This is a genomic window from Clostridium senegalense JC122 (assembly GCF_000285575.1).
Classification (GTDB): domain Bacteria; phylum Bacillota; class Clostridia; order Clostridiales; family Clostridiaceae; genus Clostridium_J; species Clostridium_J senegalense.
Genome location: NZ_HE611054.1, coordinates 240,848 through 265,977, shown reverse-complemented (window position 1 = coordinate 265,977; position 25,130 = coordinate 240,848). Strand labels below are relative to the sequence as shown.

Sequence of the window (25,130 nt, the reverse complement as noted above, 5' to 3'; positions counted from 1 at the left end):
CCAACTAAAACCTTGAACTAAGTTCAAGGTTTTTTTATTTTTTAAATATTAATATTCAGGAAGGTCATATTCGGCCTTCCTTTTTTATATATTAAATCATTAATGCATATAAGAAGTCAAAGGTTGCATTAAACATATTAAGAAAACCTATAGAGCAAGTAGTAACTATTCAAAAAACAAAATTCACAATACTTTGAAAACGTGGTAACATATAGGTAGACAAAGTTGGTTATAGTCGTTTATCCTTTAAAAGAAATTTTCCTTTTGTATGAAAAGCTCAGCTTGAAAAAGTTGAGCTTTTTATTTTTTATGTTTAATTAACAAGAAAGAATTGATGATTAATATAAGTATATCTTCTTATATAACAAAAAAACTATCTTTAAACTTAAAGATAGTTTTTTATATTAGCGCCTTTTTGAGCGTGCTACTTTTAATCTTAAATCATCACCAAAAAATTTTTTTAGTGTAAAATTGCCAAATAGTCTAGATGTAAATCTTTCAGAATATATAGATGAAAGTTCATCTAATGCATAGTTAGTAGAAATAATCATTTTTTTATCTTTTAAGAGTTTAGTATTTAAAAGATTAAAAAGCTCTTTTTTACTAAAATCTGAAAGTTGCTCTGTTCCTAAGTCATCTATAATCAATAAATCACAATCTACTAAGCTTTCATATAATCCTATATTATTATTAAACTTAGCATCTTTTAAGTTTGATATAAGATCATCAGAAGTTCTATATATAACAAAGTGTCCAGCATCTATTAAATCTTTAGCTATGCAATGAGAAAGAAAAGTTTTACCTGTTCCTGGATTACCATAGAATAGTAAGTTCTCATTATGATTTTTAAAATCTTCCACGTATATAATAGAACTTTTATATATTCTTTCCATATTAGCTCTAGGACTTAAATTACCTTGGTAAAAATCCTTTGAAAAGTAATTTATATCGAAATTTTTAAAGCTATGCTTATCAAGTAAGTGCTTTAAATCAGAATTTTCATAACCAACCTTTACAAGGTACCTTTTATAGCAATCACATTTTTTAGTGTAGATATATCCAGTATCTTTACATTTATCACATTTATATATAAGTGATAAATAATCCATAGGATAGCCATTAGAAACTAAAAGCTCTGATTTTTTCATTTTTAAATCAATCATTTTATTTTTTATACTATTAATGGCAGCATCTTTATCATCCATTGGTTTTATTGCTATAAGTGATAATTTTACTGAAAGTTTTCCTATTTCATTTTCAATATCTATAACTTGAGGAAGAGCTTTTTGTATCTCCATTTTTCTCTTTTCTAATTTAAGCTCTTCATTTTTTCTTACCGTTTCATACATTTTCATAACTTGTGAATGAAAAGTTTTATTCATTATCATACCATCCTAACAAATCTTTTTCTAATTTATCGAAATCATAATTTCGTTGTTCAAAATTATTAAAAGTATCTTTATTAGAAGATTTCACTATAGGTTTATAATTAAGCTTTTTCTTATCCTTTTTCTCAATATCTTCAAGAGTAGATATTCCGGATTTAAACCAACTATTAATTATTCCATCAATATATTTAAAATCCGCCCTATTAAGTCGTTCGAAGCAAATATCACAAGCTTTATAAATAATTTCATTAGAAAATTTATAAGTATGAATCCATTTTGAAATCATATCTTCCTGTGGTTTCATAACATCAGGAGAATTAACGCCTAAATATTTAAGGATTTTTCTTATACTAATCCATTTATCTTCATGTCTTTTTATAAAGCTTTGAGCTTCATCAATAGTTGATATCTTTTGATCATGCCAAGCCATTGCTATTTTTTCAAAATACCTATAGTCAACCTTACCTTTAGAAACACAGTATTGAATTAGTAAAAGTATAAGCTCTGGAGAAAAGTTAAAGTCCTTTTGCCAACTTAAATAGCATTCTATTTCTTTTGGCGATAGAGTTCTTCCTATTAATTTCTCAATATCTTGTAACATGTCTTTAATAGAAGAGTTATCTAGTTCTTTTAATATATCAACATTTTGAACAGGTGGACTCATATTTTCTGTTAAATCAAGGAACTCTATAGTGTAATTTCCCATATTATCAATGGCATACATTTTTACAACGCCTACTTCACTCCAATAGTTCCAAGCATTAAGTATATCACTTTCAAGAAGTGATAATGTACTAGCTATAATTGCTGAATTAGCACCTAGCTCACCACTTATACAATATTTTAATCCAAGAAGATATACTTTTACATATTCTCCACGTGCATTAGTCATATATTTATCTATAAAAACATTGCTTACAGGAGTATATCCTAAATTTTTGTTTTTAAACATGAAAGTACTCATGTATATCCCTCACTTTAAAATGTTCTAGTTATTTAATTTTAAATCTTATATAGGAATATAAAATAATTTTTTAATTTATAATTCCCAAGTAGTTTTTCAATGTTATATTACTTATTTTAGTTAAAAATATAGAAATATAAACTTATTCCTTCATTATATAATTATATCTTAACCTTATTAAATTTTAAATAAGGTGTATTTGACCATATTAGTATACCACATAAAGCTAAAAAAAATTAATAATTATTTCCAATGATTATAGCCATGTTTAAATTTAATTAAATAGGGAATAATATGCTAATGGAAAGGAGGTATATTTTGAGAAAATTTCATAAATATACTATAATAATCGTTATTCTTACAGTAGCTTTAACAACTAGTTTAACACTTACATTCTTTATTAGCAAATTAACTAGTAAGTATGTGCTATACGATAATAACAAAATAATTGCAGTTACAAGTGATGAAAATTTAATAAAAAAAGTATGGAATATAGAGTATAATGAGGCAAAAAATAAAAATTTAGAAATAAAAAATAACCTTAAATTAAAAAAAGAACCTTTTAGTACTAAAAAAGATATGTCTAGAGAAGAGATAGAAAAATCATTAAAAAATTCTTTAAAGGTATCTAGTTATCAAATGATTTGTGATGACAAAGTAATAGCTTATGTTAAAAGTAAAGATATTGGTGATAAGGCTATAGAAATAGTTAAGAATCAATATATATCTAAAAGTAAAATGAATAATTTGAAAAACATACAGTTAAACAATAATATACAATATAAAGAATGTGAATGTTTAAAAAATCAATTAAAAGATGAGGCAAATATAGCAGATAATATAATAAGTGCTAATAATGAAGGGGAAAAATTAATATCATTTACTGGAACTACTGAAACTTTTGTTAATACAATTTCAAGAGGTGAAACTAAGGTTGAAGTTAATGTTAGTAAAGAATTGGAAGAAAAGAATGAATCTAAAGTAGAAAATAAAGATGAAACAGCTATTGTTTCAACGAAGAATGCTATAGGGGCACAGCCTATCTTTGCAAATAAAAGCTTATATGTTCCAACGATGGGAGTAATTAGTTCTTATTTTGGTGAAAGATGGGGAACTGTTCATAAAGGATTAGATATAGCAGCAGATACAGGTACACCTATAAAAGCAGCTTTTAGTGGAACTGTTAAGTTTTCAGGTGTTATGAATGGTTATGGAAATGTTGTAATACTAGAACACGGTAATAACTTAGAAACAGTATATGCTCACTGTGATACCCTTACAGTTAAAAATGGAGATAAGGTGGAAAAGGGTAATCAAGTAGCTACAGTTGGTAGCACAGGAGATAGTACGGGCCCTCATCTGCATTTTGAAGTGAAAATTAATGGAAGTGCTGTAGATCCATTAAGCTTTAGTGAATAAAATATATACCAATATATTTATTTTATGTAAATATATTGGTATATATATATATATATAATAAAACTATTGACAAGGGATTAAATCTAAATTATACTTTGATTATCAAAATATTTGATTATAAAAGTATTTAAAATTTTAAATAAATTAAAGGATGTGGAAAAATGAGTTCGCCATCAAGGAATACACATAAGTTAAATGAAATTTTAGTAGAGATTTTTAATGATATATTAAAAATAGAAGAGAAGTCTCTATCTAATGGTCCAATAAATGACTTATCTATAACAGAAATTCATACAATTGATGCTATAGGTATGTATGATGAAAAGACTATGAGTGAAGTGGCTCAGGAATTAAAAATAACAGTTGGAACACTTACTACAGCAATAAACAAGCTAGTAAAAAAAGAATATGTAAATAGAATTAGATGTGAAAAAGATAGAAGGTCTGTAAAAATATCATTAACTAACAAAGGAAAATTAGTTTATAGAATTCATCAAAAATTTCATACAGATATGATAGGTTCAACAATTGAGGGGTTAACAAAAGAAGAAGAACTTTTATTAATCTCATCTCTTGATAAAGTTAATAAGTTTTTTAAAGAAAAGTATAAAGACCTTTAAAATTGGAGGCATTGTTATGAAAGTTAAAATTGTAGGCACAGGTAGGTCTGTACCTAGTAATGTTGTAACAAATGATATGTTATCAACATTTTTAGATACAAGTGATCAATGGATATACAGTAGAACTGGTATAAAACAAAGATATATTTCTACTGGTGAGAGCAACTCTCAATTATGTATTGAAGCTGCTAAAAAAGCCTTAAAGGATGCAGATTTAAATGGAAAAGATATAGACATTATAATAGTTGCCACTATAACACCAGATAAAGTAACTCCAGCTACAGCTTGTTTAGTTCAAAGTGCAATTGGTGCATCAAATGCAATGGCATTTGATATATCTGCTGCATGTAGTGGATTTGTTTATGGGCTTAATATTGCTAGTCAATTTATAAATAGCAAAGCATATAACAATGCCTTGATTATAGGTGGAGAAGTATTATCTAAAATACTTGATTGGCAAGACAGAAGCATTTGTGTTTTATTTGGTGATGGAGCTGGGGCAGCAATTTTATCTAGAAGTAAAGAAGACTGTATTAAATCAATTGAATGTGTAAGTGTTGGAGAAAAATCAGATTGTTTAACTTGTGATGGTTTAGAATTAAAAAATATTTATGTTCCACATAAAGAAGAATTTTCAAGCAACATATCAATGAATGGTAAAGAAATATTTAGGTTTGCTGTTAGAGTTATTGAAAATAGCATAGAAAGAATATTGGATGAAAACAACTTAACTTTTGATGACATTGATTATGTTATTCCACATCAAGCAAATAGTAGAATTATAGAGGCTGTAATTAAGGCCAAAGGATATGATAAAGAAAAATTTTATATGAATATGAGCCAGTATGGAAACACATCAGCGGCAAGTATTCCTATAGCGTTAGATGAGTTAAATAAAAATGGACTTTTAAAAGAAGGTATGAAGCTTGTTCTTATTGGATTTGGTGGAGGACTTACTTATGGAAGTGCACTTATAAATTGGAAAAAATAAATTACTTTAGGAGGATTTTAAAATGGTATTTGAAAAAATTAAAAAGGTTGTTGCAGAGCAAGTTAGTATAGATGAGAGTGAGATAAAACTTCAATCAACATTTAATGAAGAGTTAGGATTAGATTCTTTAGAATTATTTGAAATAGTTATAGCTTTAGAAGATGAGTTTAACATAGAAATTCCTAATGAAGAATTAGAAGGAATAGCAAACGTTCAAGGACTTGTGTCTTATATTGAAGAAAAAATAAAATAATATTTTTTAGGTTGCTAAGGGAAAATAGATAGAGATATATTATCCAATTACAATTATTAAGTAAGCTAAAAATATATTCATGCTAAATAAGGCGATGAAGTTAAGTGCTTACTGATATGCATCATTATTGGTGTATCCAAGTTCTAAAAATAATAATTTTAAAATGAAGTTGGAACTCTATGACTTTTCCCTTTAATTTATAGGAGGAATTATATGAGCTGGCGTATTTGTGAATTACTAAAAATAAAGTATCCAATAATTCAAGGTGGAATGGCCTGGATAGCAGATAGTTCTTTAGCTTCAGCAGTATCAAATGCAGGTGGGCTAGGAATAATAGCAGCTGGTAATGCACCGGTTGAATATGTTAGAGAACAAATTAGACAAACTAAAAAATTAACAGATAAGCCTTTTGGGGTAAATATAATGCTACTAAGTCCATATGCAGAAGATATTGCAAAGTTAGTGTGCGAAGAAAAAGTAGCTGTTGTTACAACAGGAGCGGGTAATCCAGGAAAATATGTTGATATGTGGAAAGAAAACAACATAAAAGTTATGCCTGTAGTTGCATCTGTAGGATTAGCAAAAAGAATGGAAAAATGTAATGTAGATGCTGTAATTGCAGAAGGATGTGAAGCCGGTGGTCATATAGGGGAAATTACTACAATGTCCCTAGTTCCACAAATAGTTGATAGTGTAAATATACCTGTTATAGCAGCAGGCGGAATTGGTGACGGTAGAGGCATGGCTGCAGTAAAAATGTTAGGAGCTAGTGGGGTACAAATAGGAACTAGATTTTTAATTGCAGATGAATGTACTGTTCATGAAAATTATAAAGATAAAGTAATAAAATCAAAAGATATCGATACAGTAGTGACTGCAAGGAGCACAGGTCATCCAGTTAGAGTATTAAAAAATAAATTATCAAGAAAATACACCATAATGGAAAAAGATAAATGTTCACTTGAAGAGTTAGAAGTTTTAGGTAAAGGTGCATTGCAAAAGGCTGTTATAGAAGGTGACATTGATATGGGGTCTGTTATGGCAGGGCAAATTGCAGGTCTAGTAAAAAAGAAGCAAAATTGTAAAGAAATCATTGAGGAAATAACAGCTCAGTGTGATAAACTATTGAATCTTTAAGGAGTAGCTTTATGAAGAAAATAGCCTTTTTGTTTCCAGGACAGGGTTCACAATACGTAGGTATGGGTAAAGAAGTTTATGAAAACTTTAATGAAAGCAAAGAAATTTTTGAAATAGCTAACAAAGAACTGTCTACTAATATATGTGAACTTTGTTTTGAAGATAAAGAAAATAAATTAGATATAACAGAATATACACAGCCGGCTTTGTTAACGGTAAGTATTGCATTATTACAATTATTGAAAAAGGAAGGAATAAAACCAGATGTAGTTGCAGGTTTAAGCCTTGGTGAATATTCTGCCCTTGTATGTAGTGGTGTATTAAAGTTTGAGGATGCAATAAAACTTGTTAAAAAAAGAGGAAGGTTTATGCAAGAAGCAGTGCCTGTTGGTATGGGTGGAATGGCTGCAGTAATAGGCCTTGATAAGGAAACTGTAATATCTGTATGTGAAAAAGCAAAGGATTTTGGAATTATTGAAGTAGCTAACTTTAATTGTCCAGGACAAATTGTTATAGGTGGAGAAAATGAAGCTTTAGAAAAAGCCTGTGATTTAGCTAAAGAAGTTGGCGCAAAGCGAGTTATAAAATTACAAGTTAGTGCACCATTTCATACTTCTATGTTAAAAAATGCTGGGGACAATTTAGAAAAAGCATTGGAGAGTATAGAAACATATGAAGGTAATACAAAAATAATAACAAATGTTACAGGGGATTACATAAATAAAGGATTTAAAGAAAATTTAAAAAGACAAGTTGTTAGTTCAGTAAAATGGGAACAATCTATTAGAAAAATGATAGATGATGGAATTGAAATTTTTATAGAGATAGGGCCAGGAAAGACTCTAAGTTCATTTGTGAAAAAAATAGATAGAAAATTAAAAACATTAAACATAGAGGATGTGGAGTCTTTAAATAAAGCTCTTGAATTTTTAAGGACATAAAAAAGGGGTGCTATATATGAATGAAAAAAATGCAGTAGTAACAGGAGCTTCAAGAGGAATAGGAAAAAGTATAGTATTAAAGCTTGCAAAGTTAGGCTATAACATAGTTTTTAATTATAGAAGTAATGACGAAAAAGCAAAAGAACTTTTAGAAGAAGTAAAAACCTTAGGTGTTAAGTGTGAAGCAATAAAAGGTGATGTATCAACAATGGATGATGCAAAAGAACTTATATTACTTTGCAAAGAAACTTTTGGATCTGTAGATGTATTAGTAAATAATGCAGGAATAACTAAAGATAATTTAATTATGAGAATGAAAGAAGAAGACTTTGATTCTGTTATTAGTATAAATTTAAAAGGTACATTTAATGCAACCAAACAAGCTATTCCTATTATGATGAAACAAAGATATGGAAAAGTAATAAATATAAGTTCTGTAGTAGGAATCGCAGGTAATGCAGGTCAGTCTAACTATAGCGCATCAAAAGCAGGAGTTATAGGTTTTACAAAATCTATAGCACGAGAAGTTGGTAGCAGAGGAATAACTGTAAATGCTATAGCACCAGGGTTTATAGAAACAGACATGACAAAGGTTCTAAATGAGAAAATAAAGGAAAATGTTATAAATCAAATACCATTAAAAAAGTTTGGATCTAGTGAGGATGTAGCTAATGTTGTTGGATTTTTAGCATCAGAAGAGGCAAATTATATAACTGGTCAAACAATAAACGTAGATGGCGGTATGGTAATGTAATTTAAAAAGTTACTTATAACGAATTAGGAGGTTTATTTACAATGAATAGACGTGTGGCAGTAACAGGAATGGGAGCATTAACACCAATAGGAAACACTGTAGAAGATTTTTGGAATGGTGCAAAAAATGGAGTTTGTGGGATTGACAATATAACTAGGTTTGATGCAACAGATTTTAAGGCTGTAGTGGCAGGAGAACTTAAAAACTTTAACATAGAGGATTATATGACTAAAAAAGACGGTAGAAAATTGGATAAATATTGTCAATATGCAATGGTAGCTACAATGGAAGCTATGAATGATGCCAATTTTGACCTTGAAAATACAAACAAGGATAGAATGGGTGTAATTGTAGGTTCTGGTATAGGTGGTCTTGAAACAACAGTATCAGAACATAATAAAATGCTTGAAAAAGGTCCTAATAGAGTATCACCATTTATGATCCCTATGATAATAGGAAATATAGCTGCAGGACAAATTGCAATAAAATATGGTGCTAAGGGAATATGTACATCTATTGTTACTGCTTGTGCAACAGGAACAAACTGTATAGGTGAAGCTTTTGAAGCAATAAAGTCTAATAGAGCAGACGTTATAATAGCTGGAGGAGCAGAAGCACCAATAGTTGATATCGCTATTGCTGGATTTAGTTCACTTACTGCTTTGAGTAAAAGTAAAGACCCAAAAAGAGCATCTATTCCTTTTGACAAAGAAAGAAATGGATTTGTAATGGGTGAAGGTGCAGGAATTTTAATTCTTGAAGAATTAGAACATGCATTAAAAAGAGGTGCAAAAATATATGGTGAAGTAGTTGGGTATGGAGCAACTTGTGATGCATATCATATAACTCAACCAGCACCAGATACTAGAGAAATTTTAAGAGCAATGAAAATGGCAATAGATGAAGCAGGTATTGAGTTAAATGAAATTTCATATATAAATGCCCATGGAACAAGCACTTATTATAATGATAAATCTGAAACAAATGCTATAAAAGCTTTATTTGGTGAATATGCGTATAAAATTCCAGTAAGTTCAACTAAATCAATGACAGGACATTTATTAGGTGCAGCAGGAGCTATAGAGGCAATATCATGTATTAAATCATTACAGGCTGATTTTTTAACACCGACAATTGGACTTAAAGTTCCAGATGAGGAATGTGATTTAGATTATATACCTAATGTTGGTAGAAGTGCTAAGGTTAATTATGCTCTTAGTAATTCATTAGGATTTGGCGGTCATAATGCTACACTTTTATTTAAAAAATGGGAGGGTTAAATTATGAAAATTAATGACTTAAAAGAACTTATAAAAACAATAAGTGAGTCTAATATAAATTTATTTGAATATGAAGAAAACGGAACAAAAATTAAACTCTCTAAAGAGCTTAATATGGAAAGTGTATCTACTAAATATGATGAAGAAAAAATTGAAACAAAAAAATGTAGTGAGAAATTAGTATCATATGAACCTAAAGAAGAAATAGTAGAGATAGTAGAAGATAAAAATATAAAAGAAATATTATCTCCAATGGTAGGTATGTTTTATGGTTCACCATCTCCAAATGAAGAAAACTTTGTAAAGGTTGGATCTAGAGTAAAAAAAGGTGACGTAGTATGCATAATAGAAGCTATGAAAATAATGAATGAAATAGAAAGTGATGTTGATGGAATAGTTTCTGAAATAAATGTAAAAGATGAAGAAATGGTTCAATATGGACAATGCTTAATTAAAATAGAGGCGTGTTAAGGAGAAATTTATGGAAAAAACAAGTTTAACTATAGAAGAAATTCAAGAAATAATACCTCATAGATATCCATTTTTACTTATAGATAAAATAGATGAACTAGAAGAAGGAAAAAAGGCTATAGGAACTAAAAATGTGACAATGAATGAATATTTTTTTCAAGGTCACTTCCCTAAAAAACCTGTAATGCCAGGAGTTTTAATTATAGAGGCACTAGCACAAGTAGGGGCAGTAGCATTATTATCTTGTGAAGATTTTAAAGGTAAAATTGCATACTTTGGAGGTATAAAAAAAGCTAGGTTTAAGAAAATGGTTATACCTGGTGATGTTTTAAAACTAGAAGTAGAAATAATAAGTATGAAAGGTCCTATTGGTATAGGTAAAGCAACTGCTACTGTTGATGGAAAGGTAGCTTGTCAGGCAGAGTTATCTTTTGCTATAGGCTAATAGGAAAGGGCTTGATAATATGTTTAAGAAAATATTAATAGCTAATAGAGGGGAAATTGCAGTCAGAATTATAAGGGCATGTAAAGAGCTTGGTATAAAAACTGTAGCAATTTATTCCACATTAGATAAAGATGCATTACATGTTCAATTAGCAGATGAGGCAGTATGTATAGGACCAGCTAAAGCTAAAGATAGTTATTTAAATGAAAAAAATATATTAAGTGCAACTGTATTAACAGGAGCAGAAGCCATACATCCTGGTTTTGGTTTTTTATCTGAAAACAGTAAATTTGCAAAGATGTGTGAGCAATGTAATATAACTTTTATAGGACCTAGCTATGAAAATATAGAAAATATGGGTAATAAATCAAAGGCTAGAGAAATAATGCAAGAGGCCAATATACCAATTGTTCCAGGCTCAGAAGGAATAATAAAAGACTCACAAGAAGCGTTAAAAATTTCCAGGGAAATAGGATACCCTATAATGGTAAAAGCTTCTGCTGGCGGTGGTGGAAGAGGAATAAGAATAGTATACGATGAGAAAGATTTGGTTTCAGCTTTTGAAACTGCTAAAACAGAAGCAGAAATATCTTTTGGTGATGGAAGCATATACATGGAAAGATTCATAGAAAATCCAAGACATATAGAGGTACAAATTTTAGCAGATAATTATGGAAATACTGTATACCTAGGAGAGAGAGATTGCTCTATACAAAGAAGAAATCAAAAGGTAATAGAAGAAGCGCCAGGACCAATTATAAGAGAAGATTTAAGAGAAAAAATGGGTGAGGTAGCTGTTAAAGCGGCAAAGTTTATTAATTATAAAAACGCTGGAACAATAGAATTTCTTTTAGATAATAATAATAATTTTTATTTTATGGAAATGAATACTAGAATACAGGTTGAACATGCAATAACAGAAATGATAACAGGAATAGACCTAATAAAAGAGCAAATTAAAATAGCAAGTGGAGAAAGACTTGATTTTTTACAAGAAGATATAATTTTAAAAGGTCATTCAATAGAATGTAGGATAAACGCAGAAATACCAAGTAAAAACTTTATACCTTGCCCAGGAGAAATAAAATATTTAAATTTACCTGGTGGATTAGGAATAAGAGTGGATACAGCTATTTATGCTGGTTATGAAATACCACCAACTTATGATTCTATGATAGCAAAAATCATATCTTATGGAAAAGACAGAGATGAAGCTATAAAGAAGATGGAAAGAGCATTAGATGAATTGCTTATAGATGGTGTTGAAACCAATGTAGATTTTTTATTAGAAATTTTAAATAACAAAAAATTTAAGGAAGGTAATTTTGATACAAAATTCATATCCGAGCAGCTAGGTTATCGCTCTTAGTGAGGTGATTAGAGTATGTTTGAAATAAATAAACTTTTTAAAAAGAAACAAAGATATGCTAGAGTAAAAACTGGAGAAAAAGATATTGTTAATAAAGTTGAAAATACATCAAAACCTAATATACCTAATGGGTTATGGGTAAAGTGTGAAAAATGCGGTAAGCTTTTATATAAGGAAGACTTAGAAAAGAATTTTAGAGTATGTGAGAATTGTAATAAACACTTTAGAATAGGAAGTAAAGAGCGAATTAATCAAATTATAGATGAGGGGACTTTTGTAGAGTTTGATGAAAAAATGGAAACAAAAAATCCACTTAATTTTAAAGGGTATGAAGAAAAAATAGAAAAAAATAAAAAAGCTACTAATTTAAATGAAGCAGTAATTACTGGTGTTGGTAATATACATGGATATGAAACAGTAATAGCTGTTATGGATAGTAGATTTCTAATGGGAAGTATGGGTTCTGTAGTTGGAGAAAAAATAACTAGGGCTGTAGAATGGGCTACAGAGTATAAAAGGCCAGTAATAATTTTTACTGCATCTGGTGGTGCTAGAATGCAAGAAGGAATAGTTTCACTAATGCAAATGGCAAAAACATCTGCAGCACTTGCAAGGCATAGTGAGGATGGAAATTTATATATATCAGTTTTAACAGATCCAACAACTGGAGGGGTCACAGCAAGTTTTGCAATGCTTGGAGATATTATAATTTCAGAACCTAATACACTAATTGGTTTTGCAGGAAGAAGAGTAATAGAACAAACAATTAATGAAAAACTACCAGAGGATTTTCAAAAGGCAGAGTTTTTATTAAAAAAAGGATTTATAGATAAAATAATAGATAGAAAGAACTTAAAAAAGGTTCTTGGAAATATTTTAAGTTATCATGTTTAATGGTACATTAAAATGGAGTGATGTAACATGGCCTTATTAGAATTTGAAAAAAAATTAAAAGAAATTAAGTTAAATATTAATGATTTAAAAAAACGATCCTTAGAAACTGGTATAGATTTTAGTAAAGAAATTAAGGAATTAGAAATTGTACTCTATAAAATGGCTAAAGAGAAATATACAAATATGACTGCTTGGGATAGGGTTTTAATAGCACGAAAAATAGAAAGACCAACAGCATTAGATTATATAAATAATATATTTCAAGATTTTATAGAGTTTCATGGTGATAGATTTTATGGTGATGATGCTAGCATTGTAGGAGGTATAGCTAAATTTAATAATATACCTGTTACTGTAATAGCTCATCAAAAAGGTAAAAATACAAAAGAAAATATATTAAGAAATTTTGGAATGCCAAAGGCTGAAGGTTATAGAAAAGCTTTAAGGCTTATGAAACAGGCTGAAAAATTTAAAAGACCGGTAATATGTCTTGTAGATACTCCAGGAGCATTTTGTGGTATTGAAGCTGAAGAACGAGGACAAGGAGAAGCTATTGCCAGAAATTTATTTGAAATGTCTAAATTGAAAACTCCAATAATATCTATTGTAATAGGTGAAGGCGGAAGTGGAGGAGCATTGGCACTAGCAGTGGCAGATGAAGTTTGGATGCTTGAAAACTCAATATATTCAATACTTTCTCCAGAAGGGTTTGCAAGTATTTTATATAAAGATAGCAATAAAGCAAAACAGGCAGCAGAAGATATGAAAATAACATCTAAAGATTTATTAAAGCTTGAAGTAATTGATAGAATTATAAAGGAACCTCTAGGTGGAGCACATAATGATTTAGAAAGTATGTGTGAAAATATAAATAAAAATTTACAAGAAGCCATTAGTAGATTGAAAAGAGAACCTATAGATATGCTTTTAAAACAAAGGTATTTTAAATTTAGAAAGATAGGAAATGTAATTGAATAAAGTATATTTTAATTTCAAATGACAAATAAAACTAAAATAGTGTTTTATTTGTCATTTTTTAAATAAATTTTTAAAAAATTATTTTACTTAAAACAATTATAGAATTTATGTATATAATATAGTATGTAATATAAATGAATTTGTTGTAAAAAATGTATTTAAAATTTTTTATAATTAAAAATATGATTAAGTTGGTGGTAGTAGTGAAAATAAAAAAAGTTATATCAAATGTAAGAAAAAAACTGCTACTTAAAGAAAAGAAAAACCAATCCATGTATAGAAGATATAATAGAGAAGCAGCTAAAAATTATGCAGAGGCATATGCAGAAAGTCCTAATATAAGTGAGTATCCAATATTTAAAGAAAATGATTGTGCGAATTTTGTTTGTCAAGCTCTAAAAGCTGGCGGAATTGATATGGTTGGACAAAGTTATGATTCTTATAAGGAGTGGTTTTGCTACACGAGAGATGAAAAACAATTAAAAAAAATATCATTAACCTGGAGAAGTGCTAGATATTTTAGAAAGTATTGGGGCAACGAAAATGGAGTTGGAAATAATAAAGCTTTAATATTTAAAGAAATCACTGTAGATTATGCATTAAGTAATTTTAATGAAATATATAATATGCTAGATATTGGTGACGTTATACAATATGGGGATATAAAAAATAATAACTATCCATATCATACACAAATTATTCATGCTAAAGAATTTAATATAAACTTAGAGCATAATGATTTATTTGTAGCACAACACAGTATAAATAGAAAAAATGTGTCATTATATGAATATTTAAAGTTACTACAAGATAAAGATAAAAGAATAATATATATATATCATATATAAAATTACCATTTTATTGAAATTTATTGTATAATAATATTAAGGATAATTTAAAAGTTAGGTATATCCTAACTTTTGTTTTTTATAAGGAACGGATTTTTAGCTTTATTTATTACATTTAACTTACTACAGTTATACTTGTTGTTATCAGTTAAGAAAAAATATAAATAAAACCTAAAACAATGAAAGCTTTTCCTAAAAGTATGTTTAGTATTATTAGGAACATAGTGAGTAATAATTACTACAACTATTAACTTTTAACTAAAATAATCTATTAGTTATTGATAAAATATTAGTTTGAGTTTCCTCATTTAATAAATGAATAAGCTTAAAATTTAATTTGAAACCCTATATTAAGGTAGAAGTTTAACTTATGCATTAAAATTTTGATTTCAATTAAGAATAGTGATAACTTATAAAAGTAGAAGGTTAATAAAGTTTAAGAGTAATACTATTCTAATAGTTAATAACTTATTTTTTATTAACTGATAAGAAAATTTGATAAATAAATTTAATCTTAAGCCTGTATTTCTATATATACATAATTTCAGATTTAACATATTATTACATATACATATTTAAAAATAGTAATAAAATATAGTGTATGTAGATATTTTTTATTTTAAGTTAATTACTAATTAACTTTGGATATGATTATAGAGATATAAGCTATTTAAATACTTAGGAGGAAAAGATATGAATAAAATTAATAGAAATGATTTATGTTGGTGCGGAAGTGGAAAGAAGTATAAAAAATGTCATATGGAAAAAGATATGGAACTTCAAAAAATAGAACAGCAAGTAGGGTATCAAATACCAAGAGAATTAATAAAAACTGATGAAGAAATAGAAGGAATAAGAAAAGCTTGCAAGCTTACTCATGATGTTTTAGATATGGTTGCGGAAAAAATAAAAGTTGGGGTTAGTACAGAAGAGATAAATACATGGGTGCACGAATATACTGTAGAGCATAATGGATATCCTGCACCGCTTGGATATTATGGTTATCCTAAAAGTACTTGTGTATCAATAAATGAAGTAGTATGTCACGGAATACCAGATGAAAATACTATATTAAAAGATGGAGATATAGTAAATGTAGATGTTACTTGTATTGTCGACGGATATTATGGTGATGCTAGCAGAATGTTTATAATTGGAGAAGCATCAGAAGAAGCTAAAAATTTAGTTAAAGTTTCAAAAGAATGTTTAGAAATAGGTATGCAACAAGTAAAACCTTTTGCAACTGTAGGTGATATTGGATATGCTGTTGAGCAACATGCAAAAGCTCATGGATATTCTGTAGTATATGAATTTGGTGGTCATGGAATAGGTAGAGAGTTCCATGAAGAGCCTTTTGTAGCTCATGTAGGTGAAAAAGGAGAAGGAATGATATTACTTCCAAATATGACATTTACTATTGAGCCAATGATTAACTTAGGTGTTCCAGAAACAGTAATATTAGAAGATGAGTGGACAGCGTTAACTAAAGATGGAAAGCTTTCTTCTCAATGGGAACACACTATAAGAGTGACAGAGGATGGATTCGAAATTTTAACATAAAAATATAAAATAAAAATCTAATAAAAATCTAGAAGCAATTAACTAGTTGATATAGAGCCATTTAAAATTTTATATAATTTATTTTATTTAAAATATATATGGAATAAAATATATTAACTAGTTATTTTTATGTTGGTAATTTATAACTATTTCAATTGGAAGATAAGTTGTAACTATATTCTTGTATACCTAGTAACGAGGTGAGGGTTGGAGTGGAAATATTAAATAATAAATATAAAATAATTGAACAGTTAAAGCAAGGCAGATTATATTCTTCGTATAAAGCTATTGATTTACAAAACAATAAAAGAGATGTAATAATAAATATTCTAAACTCGAAAAACATACCTGAACAGTTTATTTCCTTTTGCATAGAGTCTTGTTCTAGTTTAGGAAGTTTAAATAAGGTTGGACTTATTCCTGTTTATGAATTTGGACTAGTAAATACTATAGATAATAAAATTGTTTCAAATAAAAATTATTATTATGCTAGTGCATTTTTAAAGAACAGTAAAAAACTTTGTAGCATAAAATTTGAGAATAAAGAAAAAGTTTTAGATGTTTTTGTGAAGTTATGTCAAATGTTAAACTATTTAGATGTTCAAGGATGTATTTATAACTCTTTAAATGATGATAGTATTTATTATAATGAAGAGGACGATATAATAGTTTTTAAAGATATGCTATCTGCAGAACTTACTAAATATGAATTTAATGAAGAACAGGAAAATAGAGAGATTTTTAATCTATGTAAAAAGGATAATGACGAGGATACATTAAGTGTACAAGTATATTCATTAGGCATAATTTTATTAATGTTATGTTTAAAGAGTAAGAAAGTTGAAATAAATAGTAAAAATTTAGAGATTATAGTTAAAAATATAGATGGCAGTTATAGTAACAATTTATATTTACAAAAAAATATAGATGAAGATATATACAATATAATAAAAAATATGATACAACTTGATAAAAGAAATAGATATAACAATATAACAGATGTTATTTTAGAAATAAACAAGGTATATAATAAAAATTTTAAGCCTTATAAAAAAGAATTATTAGAAAAACTAAATTTTAATACTAGACTTGTAGGACGTAGTGAACAAGTAGAGAAAATAGTAAAGCTTTGTGAATCTATGAATAAGTATGAAAGAATAGATAAAATTGTTGCCGTACATGGAGAGTCAGGAGTAGGTAAAACAAGATTTTTAAAGCATTTAGAATATATATTAAATCTAAAAAATTTTACAGTGTATAGCAATTTATATACAACTAAAAAAAGCAATGCTTTGTTATATATATTAAAGAATATAGCTAGTAATGCAAGTGAAGATTTAATTTTAAAGTATGGAGATATTCTTAATATTTTCATACCAAATTTCACAAGTAAATATAATATTGAAATTACTGAAAATGATTTAAAAAAGAAAGATAAAGTAAAAGTAATAAATGAAGTTATTAAGTTTATTTGTGAAGTTACTAGAGATAAACCAGCTATTATAATTATAGATAATTTACATTATGAAGATGAACAAACACTTAATTTTTTTATATATAGTTTAAATAAATATAATAAAGAAAATAATGTTTTAATAATATTTAGCTATTGTGATGGAGAATGCAAAAAGAATAAAAAATTTATTGATTTTTTAAATAAGATAAAAGCAAATATACAAAATGGTTTAAAAATAAGGCTTAGTGATTTTAATGAAATTGAAACTGATGAAATGATTAGTAATGTTTTATGTAAAAGATATGTTTCAAATGCTTTTACGCAGATTATATATAACAATACCCATGGCAATCCATTATTTATAGAAGAAGTTTTAAAAAATATATTTTTTAGAAAATATATTTATATAAATGATGATAGTGGAAAATGGTATAACAAATATGAGTTAAAACATCTTAAACTTCCAGCAACAATGTATGATACAGTAAAAGACCAAATAGATGAATTTGATAAAATATCAAAGGATATATTAACGATTATGTCTATATTTAATAAGGCTATTAATAAAGAACTTATATTAAAAATGCTTAATATAGATATAAGTATACTATCAGATAAATTAGCATTGTTAATTGATATGGGAGTTTTATGTAGAAAAATTGAAGACAGAGGTTTTGTATATGATTTTTATAATAAATTTTTAAAGTTATATCTTTATGATGATATAGATGATGATGAAAAAGTAGAAAAACATAAAATGGCATATAAGGTTCTTGAAAAATATTATTTTGATGGAAGCCTAGAATATTTAGAAGAGATTATATATCATCTTGAAAAATCTAATGATAAAGAGTCTTTAAAATATTATTGTATTAAGAATGCACAAAGAATGTTAGAAGTAAATAATAAAAAGGATGCCATAAGTAATTACTTTAAAATTTTAAATTCATATAAAGAGCATGAATTTGATGAAGAAATCTTGAAAATTTTAATTGAAATAGGAATACTCTACAAAGAAGAATGTGATATGGAAAAGGCACTGGAATGCTTTAATAAGGCAAGTAAAATTGGAGCTATGAAAGATTATACAAAAATAACAGTAGATTCAATGATACTTATAGTGTCAATTTTGTTAAATGATAAAGATTTTAATGAAATAGAAAAATATATGTTAAAAATAGAAAAACTTTTAAAAGATATAGAGTATGAAAACGGCAATATAGCATACATGCACATAAAAGCAGAAATGTATATGTCAATGGGTCAGTATGATAAAAGTTATGACATTGGATTAAAAGGTATGGAATTATGTAAAAACAAATATTTAGATTATAGATTTAAATTTTGTAATATGATAACCGCCATACTTATAGTTAAAAATAAGCCACAGGAAGCATTACCTATATTGATTGAAAATTTAGAGTTATGTACAGATAAATATCCTTTAGCAAAAGTAAGAATCATGAATAATATAGGGCTTATATATAGTGATTTTTATGAAGAAATGGATAAAGCCATGGAATATTATGAAATGGTTTATAAAATTGAAGTGGATAATAACATTGAAAGTTGTGGTGTTCTTGGACTTGTAAATATAGGTTTTGTTCAATACAGTTTAGATGAATATGAAGAAGCTTACAATACATTTATGAAGGCCATAGAAAATTTACGTAAAAAGGAATTAAAAGAAGCAGAAAAACAAAAAAGATTTGAACATTATTGCTATATGTATTTAGGAAGTATCTCCTATAAATTTGGTAAATATAGTGAGGCTTATAGGTACTATTCTTTGGTGAAAAATTATGCTGATGGACCAGATGTTGATAATAGAGATAAAGGTCAGTTTTATATATTAGCTTATAATCTACATTGCTTATGCGGTGAAAAAGAAAAGGCTAAAAGTTTTCTGAATATTGCAAAAAAATCGTCGAAAAATACAGGTGTGTCTTTAACAAAGTTAGCTAAAGTGTGCGAAATAGTATATGAATTGGAAGAAAATGCAGAAAAAGATATAGATAAATACTTAATTATATTAGAAGAAATGATAGAGGATATAGTTAATAAAGATAATATAATATTAATTGTATTAAATTCTGTAATAAATTTCTATTTAAAAAAGGAATATGAAAAAGCAATATTAGTTTTACAATTAGCTAATGAATATGAATTAGAAATAGATTTCAAGAGGAATAATAGGACATTAAGATTTTTAAATCATATACTTTTAGAAAATCCGAATATAGAAAGCTTAAATTTTATGTTAAGTGATTTTAAGGAGCAGGAAGAAAATTTTCTTTTATGGATATTATTAATTTGTATAGGTGATAAGTTTTTAGAAAGTGGTCAGTACAATTATGCTATTATATATTATTTTGAGGCTTGTGGATCAATTATAGATTTAATTCTTCAAATGCCTAAAGAGTTAAGGTTAGGTTTTTTATTAGTAATAAAATGGAAACAGCTTTTATAAAGTTTAGAGCGTTATTAGATTATTACAAAAAAGAAAAACAGGAATTAAATTTAAATGAATATAAGTTACAATTAAATAATAATCAAGAAATGGAAAGCTTATTTAAAGATGTATTGAATGAAGAAATAATAAGAGGAGAGCTATTATCTATATCTTTAAAAGATGTTAATGCTAATTTATACAACTTAAATATAAGAAGTACTAGTGAGTTATTTAAAAATTTCACATCCGATAGTATGAATAATATAAAATTAATTTTAAAATATTTAAGTTATATAACTATATCTAATAAAGCTATGGTTATTGTGGAAGATGAAAATGGATTTAATATACTTGAAAGCACATCAAATGTCACAAAATTGCCAAAGGATTTAAATATAATAAATACAGTGAGAGATACTAAAAAGGAATTTATTTTAAATGAAAATTATATGGAGTATTTAGAACTAGATAACTGTAAAGTATCTACATCACAAATAAAAGGAATTATGTGTGTTCCTATAATCATGGATAGTAATTTAGAAAATAATAATAGAAAATGTACCATGCACTATGTAGACAATATAAAAGGCTATATATATTTAGAGTCAGATCAAATACTAAATAAAATAAATAATGAATCTTTAGAAACATGTTTAAATTTATCTAAAGTATTAGGGGTTTTAATAGAAAAATATTTATCAGAAGTAAGTTCTTCTTTAGATAAAGTTACAGGAAGCATGACAAGAAAATATTTAGAAAAAGCAATTACATTGCAACTAGATTCTTGTAGTGAATGTAGTTCAAGTTTTTCTATACTTATGTTTGATGTTGATTTTTTTAAAGGAGTTAATGATGACTTTGGACATAGAACCGGTGACAACATATTAAAAGAGATATGCAAAACAGCTATGTTAAATATAAGAGAAAGTGATATATGTGGTCGATATGGTGGTGAAGAGTTCATAATTGTTTTACCTGAGACAAGTAGTGAAGAAGCCTTTGGTATTTCAGAAAGAATTAGAACTAGCGTAAAAGAAAGAGACTTGCTTAGTGGAAGACGTGATGTGACTATAAGTATTGGAATAGCTAACTATCCAGAGCATGCAACTGAATATGAAGATTTAATTGAAAAAGCAGATCAAGCTTTATATGCAGCAAAGAATACAGGGCGAAATAAATCTGTTATATGGGATGAGAGCTATAGAGGAAACTTAAACTCTACTAATAAAATAACTGGAATAGTATCTGGAAATATAAACAAGGATATTAGAATTGCATCCACTATGCTTGATATAATAGAAATAGTTGGAGAAAACAAAAATAAAGATGAAATAATATATCTTTGTCTTGGTAGTATCATGAAAATGATAGAATGTAAAAGTGCATCCTTATTTATTATAAATGGTACTGATGTTGAGCATATATACACAAGAAAACCAGGAGAAGCTACTTGGTTTACATTAAAAAAATATGATAAGGATTTAATTTTAGATGTTATTAAAGAAAAAAAGACAAATACTACAATAGAAATTGAGGATTTAAGCAAACTTGAAGATAATTCTCTTAGCACAGATTTTAAGTCTGTAATTATGACACCTATAATTCAAAAGGGTGTAGTAATCGGAATTTTATATCTTTGTGCATATTCTAGTACAAAGGAATTTGGAATAGAAGATGCTAACATTTTATCTATGGTAGGAAAGATAATGATACCAAGATTGTAGTTTTATTTTAAAGGAATACAACTATAGTATGATAAGATTGATTTGTAGTTAAATTATGGAATCAATCTTTTTTTAATAGTATAATTATTTTAATGAATATTAATTTTTAGTAAAGCAAAACATACAAATAAGCGTATTTATATCAAAATAGACCTATAGTTAAAATAATGATGCTTTTATTATATTTAAATATTAAAAGTTATTTTTAAATATTAATTATGGCTAAAGGATAAAGATAAATTTAGGAGGAATTTTAATGAATAATGGATTCAAGCTTTTAAAAGAAGTAGAAGTTAAAGAAATTAATTCTTTAGCAAAAGTATTTGAGCATGAAAAAACAAAGGCTAAATTATTATATTTGGGTAATGATGATACCAATAAGGTATTTACAATAGGATTTAGAACTCCACCAGAAGATAATACAGGGGTGGCTCATATAATTGAACATAGTGTTTTATGTGGTTCTAGAAAATTTCCCACAAAAGAGCCTTTTGTAGAATTAATAAAAGGATCATTGAATACATTTTTAAATGCAATGACCTTTGCAGATAAAACAATATATCCTCTTGCAAGTAAAAATGATAAGGATTTTATGAATCTAATGGATGTATATTTAGATGCAGTTTTTTATCCTAATATATATGCAAATCCTGAAATATTAATGCAAGAAGGTTGGCATTATGAGCTTGAAAATAAAGAAGATGATTTAAATTATAAAGGTGTAGTTTATAATGAAATGAAGGGTGCATTCTCATCACCAGATGGAGTTTTAATGAGAAAAATACAAGAAACATTATTTGAAGATACAACTTATGGAGTAGAATCTGGTGGAGACCCGGAATTTATACCAGATTTAACACAAGAAGGATTTTTGAATTTCCACTCAAGATATTATCATCCATCTAATAGTTATATATTTTTATATGGAGATTTAGATATAGATAAGTATTTAAACTTTATAGACAAAGAATATTTATCTAATTTTGAATATAAACAAATAGATTCAGAAATAAAAGAGCAAAAACCGTTAGGTGATAGAAAATATGTGGTAGATGAGTATCCAATATCAGAGGAAGATAGTGAAAAAGAAAAAACATTTATGGCCTTAAATTTTGTTACAGGAAAAGGCTATGATGAAGAAGTACATTTAGCGTTAGATACACTTGAATATTTACTTTTAGAAACTCAAGGTGCACCACTTAAAAAAGCGCTAATAGATAATAATATAGGAAAAGATGTTTATGGTAGTTTAGATACTAGTATACTTCAACCAGTGTTTAGTATAATAGTTAAAAACTCTGAGGAAGGCAAAAAAGAAGAGTTTGAAAAAGTTGTAGATGAAACATTAAGAGATTTAGTTAAAAATGGAATAGATAAAAAGCTTATAGAGGCTTGTATAAATATTACGGAATTTAGATTAAGAGAAGCAGATTTTCAAGGATTTCCTAAAGGTTTATTCTATTATATAAGTCTTATGGATAGTTGGTTATATGGAAAAGATCCATTAATACATTTACAGTATGATGGAATGATAGAAAAAATGAAAGAAGGATTATCAACTAATTATTTTGAAAGTCTAATAGAAAAATATTTATTAAACAATAACCATACATCTCTTTTAGTATTAAAACCTAAAAAAGGTTTAGCAGAAGAAAGAGACCAAAAAGTAAAAGAAAAATTAAAAGCCTATAAAGAAAGTTTAAGTAATGAACAACTTGAAGAAATTATAGAAGAAACAAAAACTTTAATATTACGTCAAAACACACCAGATTCTAAAGAAGCGTTAGAGACAATTCCGCTTTTATCATTAGATGATATAGATAAAAATGTAGAAGATTTATCTGTAAAAGAAGAATGTGAAAAAGATATAAAAATCTTGTGGCACGAGACATTTACAAGCAAAATAGCATATATTAATGTTTTCTTTGACTCTACTTCAGTGCTAAAGGAAGATATTTGTTATCTAAGCTTATTAACATCACTTATAGGAAAATTAGATACAGATAAGAAGAGTTATGTAGATTTATCTAATGAAGTTCTTATAAACACTGGTGGAATATATTTTAGAAGTGAAGTTTTTGGTGATAGTTTAGATACAAATAAATACTATCCATATGTTGTAGGATATTCTAAAGCTATTTTGGAAAAAGTTCCAAATCAATTAGAATTATTATCAGAGATGTATAACAACACTAATTTTAAAAATGTAAAAAGAATAAAAGAAGTTGTTCAACAATTAAAATCAAGAATTGAAATGTCTATAATTGAAAGAGGACATCAAGTAGCAGCATTAAGGCTTAATTCTTATTATTCTCCAGCATCAAAATATATAGAAAGTGTTTCAGGACTAGAATTCTATAAATTTATACAACACTTAGAAGAAAACTTTGATAGTGAAATAAATAATGTTGTAGCAAAATTAGAAGATATAAAAAATAGAGTATTTAATAAAGAAAACTTAATGGTTTCTGTAACAGGGGAAAAAGAAGAACTTGAAAAACTTAAAGCTAATATTAACATATTAACTGATAATATAAATAATAATAAATATGAAAAACAAGTGTATGATTTTAAAGTTGAACAAAAAAATGAAGGATTATTAACACCTTCTAATGTGCAATACGTTGCTAAAGGATATAACTTTAAAGATTTAGGATACGAATATAGTGGAAAATTATTAGTTTTAAAGACTATAATGAAATTAGATTATTTATGGAATAAAATAAGAGTTCAAGGCGGAGCTTATGGTGCCATGACAAGTCTTGTAAGAAGTGGGAATATGGTATTTGTATCTTATAGAGATCCAAACTTAGCTGAAACATTAAAAGCTTACGATGAAATAGTTAAATATATTGAAACTTTCTCTACTTCAGAAAGAGAGATGACAAAATATATAATAGGAACAATAAGTGAGCTAGATTCACCATTGACACCATCTATGAAAGGTGAAAAAGCTGTGAGTATGTATATAAGACATATAACTTTAGAGGATTTAAGAAAGGAAAGAGAAGAAGTTTTAAATGCCACTGAAGAAGATATGAGAAAACATTCAGACCTTGTTAAAGCGGTAGTATCCAAAGATTTTTATACAATCCTTGGAAATGATAAAAAGATAAAAGAAAACAAGAATATATTCAATAATTTAGTAACAGTATTTTAATTTAAATTATACAAACATACCACTTT

The 25,130-nt window shown here is 27.2% G+C and carries 20 protein-coding genes; 18 read left to right on the top strand and 2 right to left on the bottom strand.

Features of this window, described 5'->3' with window-relative positions; all coding sequences use genetic code 11:
• Nucleotides 1-404: 404 nt before the first annotated feature.
• Complete coding sequence (locus tag CSGHG_RS17220) at nt 405-1,382, bottom strand: ATP-binding protein (RefSeq protein ID WP_010298239.1); 978 nt, start codon at nt 1,380-1,382, stop codon at nt 405-407.
• On the bottom strand, nt 1,375-2,352 hold the full coding sequence (locus tag CSGHG_RS17215; protein WP_010298236.1) for a DnaD domain protein: 978 nt from the start codon (nt 2,350-2,352) through the stop codon (nt 1,375-1,377). Before CSGHG_RS17215 ends, CSGHG_RS17220 begins: the two co-directional genes overlap by 8 nt.
• A gap of 318 nt (nt 2,353-2,670) precedes the next feature.
• Here CSGHG_RS17215 and CSGHG_RS22185 point away from each other — a divergent pair, with 318 nt between their 5' ends.
• The 18 genes from CSGHG_RS22185 (at nt 2,671) to CSGHG_RS17125 (ending at nt 25,104) form a co-directional block, all read left to right on the top strand.
• Nucleotides 2,671-3,771 (top strand): M23 family metallopeptidase, encoded by a 1,101-nt coding sequence (locus tag CSGHG_RS22185; RefSeq protein WP_010298233.1) that lies wholly within the window; start codon nt 2,671-2,673, stop codon nt 3,769-3,771.
• A 161-nt stretch (nt 3,772-3,932) separates the two neighbouring features.
• Complete coding sequence (locus CSGHG_RS17205; RefSeq protein ID WP_010298229.1) at nt 3,933-4,391, top strand: MarR family winged helix-turn-helix transcriptional regulator; 459 nt, start codon at nt 3,933-3,935, stop codon at nt 4,389-4,391.
• A gap of 16 nt (nt 4,392-4,407) precedes the next feature.
• Entirely contained in the window at nt 4,408-5,382 is a 975-nt protein-coding gene (locus CSGHG_RS17200; RefSeq protein ID WP_042316950.1) for a beta-ketoacyl-ACP synthase III, read from the top strand.
• Between the two features lie 22 nt (nt 5,383-5,404).
• Nucleotides 5,405-5,635, top strand: coding sequence for an acyl carrier protein (acpP, locus tag CSGHG_RS17195; RefSeq protein WP_010298224.1), 231 nt, complete (start codon nt 5,405-5,407; stop codon nt 5,633-5,635).
• A gap of 213 nt (nt 5,636-5,848) precedes the next feature.
• Nucleotides 5,849-6,772, top strand: coding sequence for an enoyl-[acyl-carrier-protein] reductase FabK (gene fabK / locus CSGHG_RS17190; protein ID WP_010298221.1), 924 nt, complete (start codon nt 5,849-5,851; stop codon nt 6,770-6,772).
• Nucleotides 6,773-6,783: 11 nt separating this feature from the next.
• The gene (gene fabD, locus CSGHG_RS17185; protein ID WP_010298219.1) at nt 6,784-7,713 is read left to right on the top strand and encodes an ACP S-malonyltransferase; all 930 of its coding nucleotides are present in this window, start codon (nt 6,784-6,786) and stop codon (nt 7,711-7,713) included.
• Nucleotides 7,714-7,729: 16 nt separating this feature from the next.
• Nucleotides 7,730-8,467, top strand: coding sequence for a 3-oxoacyl-[acyl-carrier-protein] reductase (fabG, locus tag CSGHG_RS17180; RefSeq protein WP_042316948.1), 738 nt, complete (start codon nt 7,730-7,732; stop codon nt 8,465-8,467).
• A 41-nt stretch (nt 8,468-8,508) separates the two neighbouring features.
• Entirely contained in the window at nt 8,509-9,747 is a 1,239-nt protein-coding gene (gene fabF / locus CSGHG_RS17175; protein WP_010298214.1) for a beta-ketoacyl-ACP synthase II, read from the top strand.
• A gap of 3 nt (nt 9,748-9,750) precedes the next feature.
• The gene (gene accB, locus CSGHG_RS17170; protein WP_010298211.1) at nt 9,751-10,218 is read left to right on the top strand and encodes an acetyl-CoA carboxylase biotin carboxyl carrier protein; all 468 of its coding nucleotides are present in this window, start codon (nt 9,751-9,753) and stop codon (nt 10,216-10,218) included.
• Nucleotides 10,219-10,228: 10 nt separating this feature from the next.
• Entirely contained in the window at nt 10,229-10,663 is a 435-nt protein-coding gene (fabZ, locus tag CSGHG_RS17165; RefSeq protein ID WP_010298210.1) for a 3-hydroxyacyl-ACP dehydratase FabZ, read from the top strand.
• Nucleotides 10,664-10,682: 19 nt separating this feature from the next.
• A complete protein-coding gene (locus CSGHG_RS17160) occupies nt 10,683-12,032 on the top strand; it encodes an acetyl-CoA carboxylase biotin carboxylase subunit (protein ID WP_010298208.1) in 1,350 nt (449 codons plus the stop codon).
• Nucleotides 12,033-12,047: 15 nt separating this feature from the next.
• Nucleotides 12,048-12,926: an acetyl-CoA carboxylase, carboxyltransferase subunit beta gene (gene accD / locus CSGHG_RS17155; protein WP_010298207.1), complete on the top strand. Its 879-nt coding sequence runs from the start codon at nt 12,048-12,050 to the stop codon at nt 12,924-12,926.
• Between the two features lie 27 nt (nt 12,927-12,953).
• Nucleotides 12,954-13,904 (top strand): acetyl-CoA carboxylase carboxyltransferase subunit alpha, encoded by a 951-nt coding sequence (locus tag CSGHG_RS17150; protein WP_010298203.1) that lies wholly within the window; start codon nt 12,954-12,956, stop codon nt 13,902-13,904.
• A 203-nt stretch (nt 13,905-14,107) separates the two neighbouring features.
• Nucleotides 14,108-14,752, top strand: coding sequence for an amidase domain-containing protein (locus CSGHG_RS17145; protein ID WP_010298200.1), 645 nt, complete (start codon nt 14,108-14,110; stop codon nt 14,750-14,752).
• Nucleotides 14,753-15,445: 693 nt separating this feature from the next.
• Complete coding sequence (locus CSGHG_RS17140) at nt 15,446-16,312, top strand: methionyl aminopeptidase (RefSeq protein ID WP_010298198.1); 867 nt, start codon at nt 15,446-15,448, stop codon at nt 16,310-16,312.
• 212 nt (nt 16,313-16,524) lie between these two features.
• Nucleotides 16,525-20,238: an AAA family ATPase gene (locus CSGHG_RS17135; RefSeq protein ID WP_026022426.1), complete on the top strand. Its 3,714-nt coding sequence runs from the start codon at nt 16,525-16,527 to the stop codon at nt 20,236-20,238.
• Nucleotides 20,220-21,944, top strand: a complete 1,725-nt coding sequence (locus CSGHG_RS17130) for a diguanylate cyclase (RefSeq protein ID WP_026022425.1) — start codon at nt 20,220-20,222, stop codon at nt 21,942-21,944. Before CSGHG_RS17135 ends, CSGHG_RS17130 begins: the two co-directional genes overlap by 19 nt.
• 256 nt (nt 21,945-22,200) lie before the next feature.
• On the top strand, nt 22,201-25,104 hold the full coding sequence (locus CSGHG_RS17125; protein ID WP_010298195.1) for an insulinase family protein: 2,904 nt from the start codon (nt 22,201-22,203) through the stop codon (nt 25,102-25,104).
• The last annotated feature ends 26 nt before the right edge of the window (nt 25,105-25,130 follow it).

Excerpts from the sequence above, each read along its gene's own strand:
- fabG (WP_042316948.1), top strand. The coding sequence starts at position 7,730 with ATGAATGAAAAAAATGCAGTAGTAACAGGAGCTTCAAGAGGAATAGGA.
- CSGHG_RS17215 (WP_010298236.1), bottom strand. The coding sequence starts at position 2,352 with ATGAGTACTTTCATGTTTAAAAACAAAAATTTAGGATATACTCCTGTA.
- fabZ (WP_010298210.1), top strand. The coding sequence starts at position 10,229 with ATGGAAAAAACAAGTTTAACTATAGAAGAAATTCAAGAAATAATACCT.
- CSGHG_RS17150 (WP_010298203.1), top strand. The coding sequence starts at position 12,954 with ATGGCCTTATTAGAATTTGAAAAAAAATTAAAAGAAATTAAGTTAAAT.
- CSGHG_RS17160 (WP_010298208.1), top strand. The coding sequence starts at position 10,683 with ATGTTTAAGAAAATATTAATAGCTAATAGAGGGGAAATTGCAGTCAGA.
- fabF (WP_010298214.1), top strand. The coding sequence starts at position 8,509 with ATGAATAGACGTGTGGCAGTAACAGGAATGGGAGCATTAACACCAATA.
- CSGHG_RS17140 (WP_010298198.1), top strand. The coding sequence starts at position 15,446 with ATGAATAAAATTAATAGAAATGATTTATGTTGGTGCGGAAGTGGAAAG.
- acpP (WP_010298224.1), top strand. The coding sequence starts at position 5,405 with ATGGTATTTGAAAAAATTAAAAAGGTTGTTGCAGAGCAAGTTAGTATA.
- accD (WP_010298207.1), top strand. The coding sequence starts at position 12,048 with ATGTTTGAAATAAATAAACTTTTTAAAAAGAAACAAAGATATGCTAGA.
- CSGHG_RS17205 (WP_010298229.1), top strand. The coding sequence starts at position 3,933 with ATGAGTTCGCCATCAAGGAATACACATAAGTTAAATGAAATTTTAGTA.
- fabK (WP_010298221.1), top strand. The coding sequence starts at position 5,849 with ATGAGCTGGCGTATTTGTGAATTACTAAAAATAAAGTATCCAATAATT.
- fabD (WP_010298219.1), top strand. The coding sequence starts at position 6,784 with ATGAAGAAAATAGCCTTTTTGTTTCCAGGACAGGGTTCACAATACGTA.
- CSGHG_RS17125 (WP_010298195.1), top strand. The coding sequence starts at position 22,201 with ATGAATAATGGATTCAAGCTTTTAAAAGAAGTAGAAGTTAAAGAAATT.
- CSGHG_RS17130 (WP_026022425.1), top strand. The coding sequence starts at position 20,220 with ATGGAAACAGCTTTTATAAAGTTTAGAGCGTTATTAGATTATTACAAA.
- CSGHG_RS17220 (WP_010298239.1), bottom strand. The coding sequence starts at position 1,382 with ATGAATAAAACTTTTCATTCACAAGTTATGAAAATGTATGAAACGGTA.
- CSGHG_RS17200 (WP_042316950.1), top strand. The coding sequence starts at position 4,408 with ATGAAAGTTAAAATTGTAGGCACAGGTAGGTCTGTACCTAGTAATGTT.
- accB (WP_010298211.1), top strand. The coding sequence starts at position 9,751 with ATGAAAATTAATGACTTAAAAGAACTTATAAAAACAATAAGTGAGTCT.